The sequence below is a fragment of the Halomonas sp. genome (assembly GCF_031581305.1).
Classification (GTDB): domain Bacteria; phylum Pseudomonadota; class Gammaproteobacteria; order Pseudomonadales; family Halomonadaceae; genus Halomonas.
On sequence record NZ_JAVLBC010000096.1, the window covers coordinates 1 to 12,215 of the forward strand.

Here is a 12,215-nt window from a genome sequence, read left to right on the forward strand (position 1 = left end):
ACCAACCACGACGTCAAGGCGGTGGAATACTTCATCAAGGAGAAAATCGCCCGCCAGCCGGAGCTGCATGCGGTCACCGAGTTCGTGCACTTCGCCTGCACCAGCGAGGACATCAACAACCTCTCCCACGGCGTGATGCTGACCGATGGCCTCCGCGCCTTGCTCCCAGTGATGCACCGGGTGGCCGACGAGGTCGCCCGACTTGCCCACGAGCACGCCGCCCAGCCGATGCTCTCGCGCACCCACGGCCAGACGGCGAGCCCCACCACCCTGGGCAAGGAGATGGCCAACGTCGCCTATCGCCTGCGCCGTCAGCTGGCGCAGATCGAGCGCGTCGAGATACTGGGCAAGATCAACGGCGCGGTAGGCAACTACAATGCGCATCTCGCCACCTACCCGGAGGTGGACTGGGAGACCAATGCCCGGACCTTCGTCGAGGGGCTGGGGCTGACCTTCAACCCCTACACCACCCAGATCGAGCCCCACGACTACATCGCCGAGCTGTTCGATGCCGTGTGCCGCTTCAACACCATCCTCATCGACTTCGATCGTGACGTCTGGGGCTACATCTCGCTGGGCTACTTCAAGCAGAGGACCGTCGAAGGCGAGATCGGCTCCTCGACCATGCCCCACAAGGTCAACCCCATCGACTTCGAGAATTCCGAGGGGAACCTGGGGCTCGCCAACGCGGTGCTCGGCCACCTGGCCCAGAAACTGCCGATCTCCCGCTGGCAGCGCGACCTCACCGACTCCACGGTGCTGCGCAACCTGGGCGTCGGCCTGGCTTACGGCCTGATCGCCTACCAGGCCTCGCTCAAGGGCATCGGCAAGCTCGAGGCCAATCCGGCGCGCATCGCCGAGGACCTCGACGGCAGCTGGGAGGTGCTCGCCGAACCGATCCAGACGGTGATGCGCCGCTATGGCATCGAGAAGCCCTATGAGAAGCTCAAGGAGCTGACCCGCGGCAAGCGCATCGACCAGACCGGCTTCGCCGCCTTTATCGACACCTTGCAGCTTCCAGAATCCGTAAAGGAAGAACTGAAGGCGCTGACCCCGGCGACCTATATCGGCAACGCCAGCGAGCAAGCTCGCAAGCTTTAAGCCGTAAGCCGTAAGCCGTAAGCCGTAAGCCGTAAGCCGTAAGCCGTAAGGGCAGAATATCGCCACCGCCTGTCAATGGGGTGGTTATCTTATGGCTGACAGCTTATAGCTTACGGCTATCTCCCCAACGCTTTTGAAAGCCTCAACGTCCAGGTAGCCCTATGCCATCCGATGCCCCGCTGCCCATGCTGGGAGGCCTGACCGCCGCCGAGTTCCTGCGCGACGTCTGGCAGCAGAAACCACTGCTGATCCGCGGCGCCTTCCCAGACTTTCAGTGCCCACTGGACCCGGACGAGCTGGCGGGGCTCGCTTGCGAAGAGGGCGTCGAGGCCCGTCTGGTGGAGGAGCATGGCGCCGAGGGCCCCTGGCAGGTCAGCCACGGCCCTTTCGACGAGACCACCTTCGCCCGGCTTTCCGAGCGGGACTGGACCCTGCTGGTGCAGGCCGTGGACCACTACGTGCCCGAGGTGGCCGAGCTGCTTGAGGCCTTCGACTTCCTGCCCCGCTGGCGGCTCGACGACGTCATGATCAGCTATGCCCCCCCGGGGGGCAGCGTCGGCCCCCACGTCGACCAGTACGACGTCTTCCTGCTCCAGGGTCGCGGCACCCGCCGCTGGCAACTGGGCGGCCAGGTGTCCGACGAGGCGCCGATCCTCCAGGGCATCGACCTGCGCATCCTCGAGCGCTTCGAGGTCGCCGACGGCGACGACTGGGTCCTGGAGCCCGGCGACATGCTCTACCTGCCGCCCGCCTGGGCCCACCATGGCGTCAGCCAGTCCGATGACTGCCTGACCCTCTCGGTGGGCTTCCGGGCGCCCTCGGCGGACGAGGCCATCACCTCCTACGCTGACTACCTGGGCGAGCAGCTCCCGGCCTCACGGCGCTACGCCGACGCCGGCATGGCGCCACCCCAGGACCCCGCCGAGCTCGACGATGCCGCCGTGGCCCGCATGCGCCGACTGATCCTCGAGACCCTTGACGACCCGGCCCAGCTGGCCCAGTGGTTCGGCCGCGTGATGACCCAGCCCAAGTACGTCGACCAACTGGTCCCCACCGAGACCCCGACCGAGATCAAGGCGCTTGTCGCCGCCCTGCAGGAGGGCGAGGAACTGTTACGCAGCCCCGGCTCGCGCTTCGCCTGGCGAGCCCTGGACGACGACCGCGCGACCCTCTTCGCTGATGGCGACGGGCTGAACTGTGCCCTGACCCTGGCCCGGCATGTGGCCTCCGACGCCCCGCTGGACGCCGAGGCGCTGGCCCTGCCCGGCGCCGCCGCGCTGCTCGCCCGCCTGCTCGATATCGGCAGTCTGGCCTGGGCCGACGAGTTCGAGGAATAGCAAGGAGCAAGGAGCAAGAAAATCTGAGACTTGCCAGGAGACACACGTTGCAAGAACGAGCGCTGACGATACGCGAGGGAAGCTGGGATGAACTGGGTACCGAGGCTACCGAGATTCGCCGGATCGTCTTTATCGAGGAGCAGCGAGTGCCGCAGGAGGAAGAGTGGGATGGCCGCGACCCCGAGTGCCGCCACTTCCTGGCCCTGCACGACAACCTCCCACTGGGCACTGCCCGGCTGCTGCCCGATGCCCATATCGGCCGGGTCGCCGTGCTCGCCCAGACCCGCGGCCTGGGGATCGGTGCCGCCCTGATGCGGGCCGCCGTCGAGGCCGCCCGCCGCGACGGCCATGCCACCGTGGAGCTCGCCGCCCAGACCCACGCCCTGGCATTCTACGAACATCTGGGGTTCATGGCCTTCGGAGACGAGTTCCTCGATGCCGGGATTCCGCACCGCAATATGCGCCTTGACATCGTCGATTGAGGCACGATTATCCCGCTTTCTCTGCGGAAACCCGACTACAGGAAACGTCCATCAAAGCACCGTCCTGTAGTCGAGTTACAACGACCTCTCCCCCCAAGTGTCAATTGTTGAAGCCCGTCCTCAGGGGCCATAGTGGCTGCCATGGCGAGGGTAAAACAGCTGTTTGCCAACGGACCGAAGGGGTCAGGCACATCAGCTGGCACGCCCTTCCCGGGGTTCGACCAATGCCGTAGAGACAAGCCCCGGCATCTGGTCGAACCTGACAGCACTTCGCAGATGCAGCATAAGGCATTGCCGAATGGTGCAGCAGGCGATTCCAGCGGCCGCGACACCGGTTTTTCCCGACATCGCGATCACGAGATTCCACTCCTGACCCGAAGGATGGCCCCATGACGACATTCAAAGACGAACTCAAGGCTCTGGCTCAACTGCGCGAAGCCCAGCAGGGCAAGTGGGACAACATCAACCCCGAACATGCCGCCCGCATGCGCCTCCAGAACCGTTTCCAGACCGGCCTGGATATCGCCCGTTATACCGCCAAGATCATGCGCAAGGATATGGCAGCCTATGATGCCGACACCTCCCAGTACACCCAGTCGCTGGGCTGCTGGCACGGCTTCATTGGCCAGCAGAAGATGCTGTCCATCAAGAAGCACTTCGGCACCACCAAGCGCTCCTACCTCTACCTCTCCGGCTGGATGGTCGCCGCCCTGCGCTCCGAATTCGGCCCCCTGCCCGACCAGTCCATGCACGAGAAGACCACCGTGCCGAGCCTGATCGAGGAGCTCTACACCTTCCTGCGCCAGGCCGACGCCTGGGAGCTCAACCACCTCTTCCGCGACCTGGACGAGGCAAAGAAGGCCGGTGACAGTGCCAAGGCCGACGAGCTGATCGCCAAGATCGACAACCACGAGACCCACATCGTGCCGATCATCGCCGACATCGATGCCGGTTTCGGCAACGCCGAGGCGACCTACCTGCTGTCCAAGAAGATGATCGAGGCCGGCGCCTGCTGCATCCAGATCGAGAACCAGGTCTCCGACGAGAAGCAGTGTGGCCACCAGGCCGGCAAGGTCACGGTGCCCCACGAGGACTTCATCGCCAAGATCAATGCCGTGCGCTACGCCTTCCTGGAACTCGGCGTGGAGGACGGCGTGATCGTCGCCCGGACCGACTCGCTGGGCGCCGGCCTGACCCAGAAGATCGCCGTGACCAACGAGCCGGGCGACCTGGGTGACCAGTACAACAGTTTCCTTGACGGCGACGCGATCGAAAAGGCCGAGGACATCAACAACGGCGACGTGGTGATCAAGCAGAACGGCAAGCTGGTCAAGCCCAAGCGTCTCGCCTCCGGCCTCTACGAGTTCAAGCCGGACACCGGTGAGGACCGGGTGGTGCTGGACTGCATCACCAGCCTGCAGAACGGTGCCGATCTGCTGTGGATCGAGACCGAGAAGCCTCACGTCGGCCAGATCGCCGGCATGGTCAACCGTATTCGTGAGGTGTGCCCGGACGCCAAGCTGGTCTACAACAACTCGCCGTCCTTCAATTGGACCCTGAACTTCCGCCAGCAGGTGTTCGATGCCTGGAAGCAGGAAGGCAAGGACGTCTCCGCCTATGACCGCGACGACTTGATGAACGCCAAGTACGATGACAGCGAACTGGCCGCCGTGGCCGACGAGTGGACCCGGAACTTCCAGCGCGACGCCGCCCGCGAGGCCGGCATCTTCCACCACCTGATTACCCTGCCGACCTACCACACCGCGGCCCTCTCCACCGACAACCTGGCCAAGGGCTACTTCGGCGACGAGGGCATGCTGGCCTATGTGGCCGGGGTGCAGCGCAAGGAGATCCGCGAGGGCATCGCCACCGTCAAGCACCAGGACATGGCCGGCTCCAACATCGGTGACGACCACAAGGAGTTCTTCCACGGCGAGGCGGCACTCAAGGCCGGCGGCACGGACAACACCATGAACCAGTTCGGCTAAGGCCGCTGGTAGTAACGACTGAAACCCTTGGGGAGGCCGAATGGCCTCCCTTTTTTCATATTGTTGACTGCAAGGCGACGCTACACTTGCTAGGGAGTCCGGCGCGCTGGTCAAGCGAGTGCGCAATGGGTAAACTTGTTAAAGAACACTGTCCATTAACCTTTGGTCACCAACCAGGGACCAAGTGTTCACCACGGACATCAAGGAGATCCTGCATGAAACGCCTTCTTCCCATTCTGGCCATCGGCATCCTGACCCTCGCCGGATGCGCCAACACCGCCCCCTATTCGGGCAACGTCTACAGCGGCAACCAGGCCAAGTCGGCCCAGACCGTGACCTTCGGCACCATCACGGCTCTGCGCCAGGTGCAGATCCAGGCCGATAGCCGGGTCGGAGGCCTGCTCGGCTCGGGCGGCGGCGCCGTAATCGGTGGCATCCTCGGCAGCCAGGTGGGTGGCGGAACTGGACGCCAGCTGGCCACCGTGGCCGGGGTGATCGGCGGCACCGTGGCCGGCACCAAGATCGAGGAAGCGACCAACCGCATCACCGCCTGGGAAATAGAGATCCGTCAAGACAATGGCCAGAACGTGGTCGTGGTGCAGAAGGCGGACCAGAACTTCCAGGTCGGCCAGCGTGTCCGCCTGATCGGCAGCGGCAGCAGCGTCAGCGTGGCTCCTTACTGATGGCGATACTGACCGCCTCGGCCGCATGAGCGGTCATCAATAAGGAAGGCCCGCGAAGCGCTCCGCGGGCCTTCCTCGTTCCGGTCGTGATGCAGGATGACCGGAGGATTTCCTCAGTGCAGATCGACCTTGTTCATGGCCCAGCCGGCCAGCTTGGTGCCGATCAGTGCCACCAGGCCAATCACGATCAGAGTAAACAGCATATCCACGGGGCGCACGATGAAGGTGGCGCCCAGCACCGCCAGGGCCGGACACCAAACCCAGCGATCATCCTCGCTGCGCAGCACAGCAGGCAGCAGCTTGTCGAGAATGCCACTGACAGAGGCGTCCCAGCGCTTGAGGAACAGAAACAGGAGCACGGCGAAGGCGATCAGCCAGATCAGGGTCAAGGTCATGGCACTCTCCATGGAGGGATCAATCGAAGAAAGTCGGAAAATCGGACCATGGCAAGGGTATCCCCGCCCGGTAGGCCACGCAACCGTCCAAAGGTCCCCCGCCCCACCGGCACGGAAAGGCGTGAATGGGGCTCAGGCTCGGCCCTCACATCCTGAATTTCCTCCATGCCCCTGACAGCTGCTTGACTACCGCGTTACCATGTCGCGCTACATGCACTCACCGAAAGGTTCATCAATGCAGATTGCGCAGAATTCCGTTGTCGCGTTCCACTACACCCTGACCAACGATGCAGGTGAAGTGCTGGACAGCTCGGAAGGCCGCGAGCCGCTGACCTATCTCCACGGCGCCGGCAACATCATTCCGGGTCTCGAGAAGCAGCTGGAAGGTCGCACCACCGGCGACAAGCTCCAGGCCCAGGTTTCCCCCGAAGAAGGCTATGGCGAGGTCCAGGCTCAGCTCGTGCAGGAAGTGCCGCGTGACGCCTTCCAGGGTGTCGACAACGTCGAGCCGGGCATGCAGTTCCAGGCCCAGACCCAGGGCGGCCCGCTGATGGTCACCGTGACCCAGGTCGATGGCGACACCGTCACCGTGGACGGCAACCATCCGCTCGCCGGCCAGTCTCTGAACTTCGACGTGGAGATCGCCGAGGTTCGTGAGGCCAGCGAGGAAGAAATCGAGCACGGCCACGTGCACGGCGAGGGCGGCGAAGAGCACTAATAGCGCTTATCGACCGCACCGGCCACCGACACAGGCAAGGCCGGGATCACGAAGGGGCAGCCATGGGCTGCCCCTTCGTCGTTCAAGGGCGCAGTAGTTTTCGCCTCTCCTGTTCGAAGGCCTGCAGGGTGCGATGTCCCCCCCATAGCCGGGTGGCCGTGGTCACCAGACAGGCCGCGCCGAAGACCCACGCCAGCAGCGGAAAGTGGCCGGGAAACAGGCAGAAGAGCACGAAGGCCAGCACGGTCTCCGTGCCCTCGGTCAGGCCGTGCAGGTAGTAGAAGGCCTTCTTCTGGAATCGCGGCCGTTCCAGGCCATGGCGCGTGGCCATGATGGCGAAGGCCAGGAAGGAGGTCCCGGTGCCGATGAAGGCGAACAGCAGGAAAGCCGCCGCCAGGGCATTGGCCGCCGGCGCGGCCAGGGCGAAGCCCAGTACTACCGCCGCGTAGAAGACGAAATCCAGGCCGATGTCGAGGAAGCCCCCGGCATCGCTGGCCTCCCCCGTCAGCCTGGCCAGGGCACCGTCCAGCCCGTCGCCCAGGCGATTGAGCAGGATGGCCACCAGCGCCGGCAGGTAGCACCCGAGGGCCAGCAGCGGCAGGGCCAGCATCCCCACCAGGAAGGCTGCGACCGTCACCTGGTCGGGACGCACCTTGAGCGCTACCAGACCGCGCGCCAGCACCGACAGCGGCCCCTGGACGAGGGGCATGGTCCAGGGATCGAGCATGCTATCTCTCTGCCTCATCGGCCCCGTCGCTACCCCGCCGCCAGGCGAAGTAGCGCGCCAGCCAGCCCAACAGGCGTTCCGGCTTGTGGGCATTCTTCCAGACTCCGGCCGTGGCCTTGACCGCCTCGCTGCGGGTCGGATAGGGATGGATGGTCCCCAGCAACTTGTTGAGTCCGATGCCGCGAGTCATCGCCAGGGTAAACTCGGCGAGCATCTCCCCCGCCCCCTGGCCGACGATGGTGGCCCCGAGGATCCTGTCACGGCCGGGCACCGTCAGCACCTTCACGAAGCCACGGGTGCTGTCCTCGGCGATGGCGCGATCCAGCTCGCTCAGGGTGTAGCGCGTGACCTCGACCTCGACGCCCGCCGCAAGGGCCTCTCGCTCGTTGAACCCGACACGTGCCACCTCGGGGTCGGTAAAGGTGACCACCGGCAGGGCCCGATAGCTCACCCGGAACCGCTTGAGCTCGCCGAACAGCGCATTCACCGTGGCATGCCAGGCCTGGTGGGCGCTGGCATGGGTCAGCTGGTAGGGGCCCGCCACGTCGCCGCAGGCCCAGACATTGGGCAGCACGCTCTGCAAGGACTCGTCCACGGCCAGGGTACCGTCGGGCCGGATCTCGACACCGAGGGCCTCGAGCCCCAGCCCCTCGACGTTGGCCTGGCGCCCCACCGCCACCAACAGGTGCGAGAAGGGCAGCCGCTCGATCACAGGCTCGCCGTGGGCGTCGCGCCGTTCGACCTCCAGGGCATGGCCAGGGCCCTCCTCGGCCACCACCCGCAGCGCCCGGGTAGCAAGGTGGACCGCCAGGCCCTCCTCGCCCAACCGGGCCTCGACCTCGCTGGCCACCTCCCGATCTTCCCGAGGCAGCAGCTGGCCGCCCATCTCCACCAGCGACACCCGGCTGCCCAACCGGGCGAAGCTCTGGCCCAGCTCGCAGCCGATGGGCCCCCCGCCCAGCACCACAAGGCGCTCGGGCAGGCTCTCGAGCCGCCAGAGGTTGTCGGAGGTGAGCACCTCGATCTCCTCCAGGCCGGGCAGCGGCGGCACGCGCGGTCGCGCCCCACTGGCGATGATCACATGGCGCGTGGTCAGCACCCGCTCGCCTGAGGCCTCGCGGATACGCACCCGCCAGGGATCCTCGAGGATGGCCTCCCCGGCGATTACCTCCACGCCGAGCCCCTCGTAGCGCTCGCGACTGTCGTGAGGCTCCACCTCGCGGATGGCGCGGTGGACATGGCCCATCACGGCGGCAAAGTCCACCTCGGGCGTCCCGGCGGTGACCCCGTAACGCGGGGCCTCGCGAATCTCGCTGGCGACACGCGCTGCCCGGATCAGTGCCTTGGAGGGGACGCAGCCGGTGTTGAGGCAGTCACCCCCCAGGCGATGGCGCTCCACCAGCGTCACCCGGGCTTTCACCGCCGAAGCGATATAGCTGGCGACCAGCCCGGCCGACCCGCCGCCGATCACCACGATGTCCTGGTCGAAGTGTCGCGGACGATCGAAGCGACGGGCCAGCTGGCGCCGCTTGCCGATGGCCACCAGGGCACGGGCCAACCAGGGAAAGAGGCCAATCAGCACGAAGGAGCCGATCAGCCCCGGGGAGAGGACCCCGGAGAGCGATTCCAGATTGCCGAGCTCGCGTCCCGCGTTCACGAATACCGCCGTGCCCGGCAACATGCCGACCTGGCTGACCCAGTAGAAGGTCTGCAACCGCATGCGGGTCAGGCCCATCACGAGGTTGATGACGAAGAAGGGAAAGAGCGGGATCAGTCGCAGGGTGAAAAGGTAGAAGGCCCCCTCGCGCTCGATGCCGGCATTGATGCGGGCGAGTTGCGGCGCGAAGCGCCGCTCCAACGGGGCACGTGCCAGCGTACGGGCGATCAGCGCGGCCAGCGTGGCCCCGAGGGCACTGGCGAACGAGATCAGCAGTAGCCCCCAACCGAAACCGAACAGCGCCCCCCCGAGCAGGGTCATTAGTGTCGCCCCGGGCAGCGAGACCGCGGTGATGGCCACGTAGGCCAGGAAGAAACCGCCGGCGACGGTCAGTGGTTCGGCGGCCAGCCAGGCCTGGAAGCGCGCCTGCTCGGCCTGCAGGTTATCGAGGGTCAGGACCTGATCGGCCCCGCTGAGAAAGTAGGCCGCGACCAGCAGGGCGATCACGGCCGCGAGTATCAGGCGTCGTCGGGTCAAGGGGTTACTCCCTTAGGCTAGTGATGAAGGTCAACGCATCTGCGGTGAAGGAGAACGCCGCTCTGTCGTTGTGGATGGAGGTAACTTACGCCGAAACAATTGCACTCTACTGAAAGGAAACGGACCGAGATGGAACCCAATGACATCACGTCTTTCCAACCTACCATCCCTGACCCATGGAGCTACACGATGCGAGCATTACCGTTCCCTGCCTTTTGCCGCGTAACCCTACTTGCCCTTCCGGCCGCGCTGGCCATCGCCGGAACCGTACACGCCGAGGAAAAGACCGCCAGCGCCGTCTTCGCCGGCGGCTGCTTCTGGTGCATGGAAGAAGCCTACGACAAGGTGGACGGTGTACTGGCCACCACATCCGGCTTCAGCGGCGGGCATGTCGAGGCGCCGAGCTACAATCAGGTGGTGGCCGGAGGCACCGGCCACGCCGAGGTAGTCAAGGTCGACTACGACCCCGAACGGGTCGACTACGAGACCCTGCTGCACGTGTTCTGGCGCAACATCGACCCCTTCGCCGTAGACCGCCAGTTCTGCGACAAGGGCGCCTCGTACCGCAGCGCCCTCTTTCCCATGGACGCGGACCAGCGCGCGCTGGCCGAGGCCAGCCGGGACGCCATCGCCGAGCGCTTCGACCCGCCCATCGCCACCGAGATCAACGACTTCGAGGCCTTCTACCCGGCCGAGACCTACCACCAGGACTACTACCTCGAGAATCCGGTGCGCTATCGCTTCTACAAGTCGGCCTGCGGCCGCGACGAGCGGCTCGAGGAGGTCTGGGGTGAGGAGGCCGGCGCCAGCACGGCGTCCTGATCCTCACGGCGTTCGCGCCGCCACAGCCAGGCGGCCAGCCCCAGGGTCACCGCCAGCATCAGCCAGGAGGCCAGCGCCACGCCCTGCCAGCCGGCGGCTCGCCAGAACGGCTCCAGCCAGAATCCACCCAGGCTGGCGCCGCTGTAGTAGAACACCAGGTAGAGGGCCGAAGCGCTACCCCGCGCCGAGCGGGCCCGGCGCCCGACCCAGCTCGAGGCCATGGAGTGGGCCAGGAAGAACCCGAAGGCGTTGACGGTCAGCCCGACGATGATCCACCACAGCGACCCGGCCAGGGTCACGGCCGTGCCGCCGATCAGGATAAGGATCCCCAGCATCATGCAGGCCGGCTGCGACCAGCGCGCGGCCAGCCGTCCGGAGAGCGATGAACCGAGGGTGCCGCCCAGGTAGGTCAGGAAGATCAGCCCCAGCATCCGGGTGCCCAGACCAAAGGGGGCATCAGCCAACCGGAAGGTGATATAACTGTACTGATTGATGAAGATCAGGAAGTTGAGTCCACCGATCAGGTAGGCGCCGAGCAGCAGCGGGTTGCGCAGGTGCCCCCCGAGGTCGGCCAGGGCACCGCGAAGCTCGAAACGCCGCGGCCTGAAGGCACGAGCGGCAGGCAGCAGTTTCCAGAACAGCCCCAGCCCGACCAGCGTCATGGCTCCGACGACCAGGAAGCTGGCCGATGCTCCGCCGACCTCGGCCACGGCACCGCCCACCACCCGGCCACTGATGCCGCCCAGGGAGTTGGCGCCGATATACAGCCCCACCGCCGAGAGCAGGGCCGGCCGGTCGAACTCGTCACCCATCCAGGCGATCGCCACCGCCGGCAGCCCGCCCAGCACGAAGCCCTGCAGGGCACGCATCGCCAACAGCGTCTCGAAGTTCGGCGCGAATGCCAGCCCCAGCGAGAGCAGGCCGGCCGCCAGCAGGGTCAAGCGCATGATGGCGCCCCGGCCGATGGCATCCGAGAGCGGGCCGAATACCAGCAGCGAGGCGGCCAGCGCCATGGTGGCGACCGACATCACCAGGCTGATTCCCAGAGTGGAGACCTCGAAGGTCTCGCGCAGCGCCGGCAGCAGCGGCTGAGGGACGTAGAGGTTGATGAAGACCAGAAAGGAGCCCAGGCACAGGGCCAGGGTCGCGCGCCACCAGGCGCGGGTATGTGCGGCAATCATGGCGTCCTCCGTCTTGGCAGGCCATGATCCTTCGGCGAGAATGATAAGCCAAACAGAATATCCAGATTATTAGCATCTGTTTTTCTTATGACTCAAGACCTGGAACGTTGATGAGCCTTCCCTTCGACCTGCGTACCCTCAAGGTCTTCCTGGCCGTGGCCGACCAGGGCGGCTTCACGGCCGCCGCCCGGAAGCTGCACGTGGCGCAGTCGGCGGTCAGTCAGACCATCGCCAGCCTCGAGAAGCGCCTGGAGCTCCCGCTCTTCCACCGCCACGAGCGACGCATCGCCCTCACCCCGGAGGGCGAGGCCTTCGTCCCCCACGCCCGGGCGCTGCTCGAGCGCGCCGAGACCGCGCATCTGGCCATGCGCGAGCTGCACGGCCTGGTCAAGGGCGAGGTGCGCATCGGCATCCCCTCGATGCTCGGCTCCTACTACTTTCCGCCACTGCTGATGGGGTTCAAGGCGCGCCATCCCGGCATCCGGCTGACCGTCGTGGAGGCCGGCGCCCGCCGCCTGCAGCGGATGATTGCCGACGGCGAGCTGGACCTGGGGGTGGTGATCGACGACGACGGCAGTCGCCACCTG

The 12,215-nt window shown here is 65.9% G+C and carries 12 protein-coding genes; 8 read left to right on the forward strand and 4 right to left on the reverse strand.

What is annotated here, in order from left to right; genetic code table 11:
• The 5 genes from purB to RI841_RS09530 all read left to right on the forward strand — a co-directional run.
• On the forward strand, window positions 1–1,101 hold a 1,101-nt coding region (gene purB / locus RI841_RS09510), incomplete at its 5' end, for an adenylosuccinate lyase (protein WP_310705361.1).
• A 161-nt stretch (window positions 1,102–1,262) separates the two neighbouring features.
• Window positions 1,263–2,438 carry a cupin domain-containing protein gene (locus tag RI841_RS09515; RefSeq protein WP_310705362.1) on the forward strand — a complete coding sequence of 392 codons (1,176 nt, stop codon included), beginning with the start codon at window positions 1,263–1,265 and terminating at the stop codon, window positions 2,436–2,438.
• Window positions 2,439–2,485: 47 nt separating this feature from the next.
• A complete protein-coding gene (locus tag RI841_RS09520; RefSeq protein WP_310705363.1) occupies window positions 2,486–2,920 on the forward strand; it encodes a GNAT family N-acetyltransferase in 435 nt (144 codons plus the stop codon).
• A 389-nt stretch (window positions 2,921–3,309) separates the two neighbouring features.
• Complete coding sequence (locus RI841_RS09525; RefSeq protein ID WP_310705364.1) at window positions 3,310–4,908, forward strand: isocitrate lyase; 1,599 nt, start codon at window positions 3,310–3,312, stop codon at window positions 4,906–4,908.
• 215 nt (window positions 4,909–5,123) lie between these two features.
• Window positions 5,124–5,591 carry a glycine zipper 2TM domain-containing protein gene (locus tag RI841_RS09530; RefSeq protein ID WP_310705365.1) on the forward strand — a complete coding sequence of 156 codons (468 nt, stop codon included), beginning with the start codon at window positions 5,124–5,126 and terminating at the stop codon, window positions 5,589–5,591.
• A gap of 113 nt (window positions 5,592–5,704) precedes the next feature.
• Here RI841_RS09530 and RI841_RS09535 read toward each other — a convergent pair whose 3' ends face one another.
• Window positions 5,705–5,986 carry a hypothetical protein gene (locus RI841_RS09535; protein WP_310705366.1) on the reverse strand — a complete coding sequence of 94 codons (282 nt, stop codon included), beginning with the start codon at window positions 5,984–5,986 and terminating at the stop codon, window positions 5,705–5,707.
• A gap of 235 nt (window positions 5,987–6,221) precedes the next feature.
• On the opposite strand from RI841_RS09535, the gene RI841_RS09540 reads away from it, so the two are divergent.
• Entirely contained in the window at window positions 6,222–6,704 is a 483-nt protein-coding gene (locus RI841_RS09540) for a peptidylprolyl isomerase (protein ID WP_310705367.1), read from the forward strand.
• An 82-nt stretch (window positions 6,705–6,786) separates the two neighbouring features.
• Here the strand turns inward: RI841_RS09540 and RI841_RS09545 are convergent, their stop codons facing one another.
• Both RI841_RS09545 and RI841_RS09550 read right to left on the reverse strand, forming a co-directional pair.
• Window positions 6,787–7,431: a CDP-alcohol phosphatidyltransferase family protein gene (locus RI841_RS09545; protein WP_310705368.1), complete on the reverse strand. Its 645-nt coding sequence runs from the start codon at window positions 7,429–7,431 to the stop codon at window positions 6,787–6,789.
• Window position 7,432: 1 nt separating this feature from the next.
• The gene (locus RI841_RS09550; RefSeq protein WP_310705369.1) at window positions 7,433–9,625 is read right to left on the reverse strand and encodes an FAD-dependent oxidoreductase; all 2,193 of its coding nucleotides are present in this window, start codon (window positions 9,623–9,625) and stop codon (window positions 7,433–7,435) included.
• A 189-nt stretch (window positions 9,626–9,814) separates the two neighbouring features.
• Here RI841_RS09550 and msrA point away from each other — a divergent pair, with 189 nt between their 5' ends.
• Entirely contained in the window at window positions 9,815–10,447 is a 633-nt protein-coding gene (gene msrA, locus RI841_RS09555) for a peptide-methionine (S)-S-oxide reductase MsrA (protein ID WP_310705370.1), read from the forward strand.
• On the opposite strand, the gene RI841_RS09560 is transcribed toward msrA, so the two are convergent.
• Complete coding sequence (locus tag RI841_RS09560) at window positions 10,369–11,628, reverse strand: MFS transporter (RefSeq protein ID WP_310705371.1); 1,260 nt, start codon at window positions 11,626–11,628, stop codon at window positions 10,369–10,371. The genes msrA and RI841_RS09560 overlap by 79 nt on opposite strands.
• Window positions 11,629–11,738: 110 nt before the next feature.
• Here RI841_RS09560 and RI841_RS09565 point away from each other — a divergent pair.
• Window positions 11,739–12,215: LysR family transcriptional regulator (locus tag RI841_RS09565; RefSeq protein ID WP_310705372.1), on the forward strand; the 477-nt coding region annotated here is incomplete at its 3' end.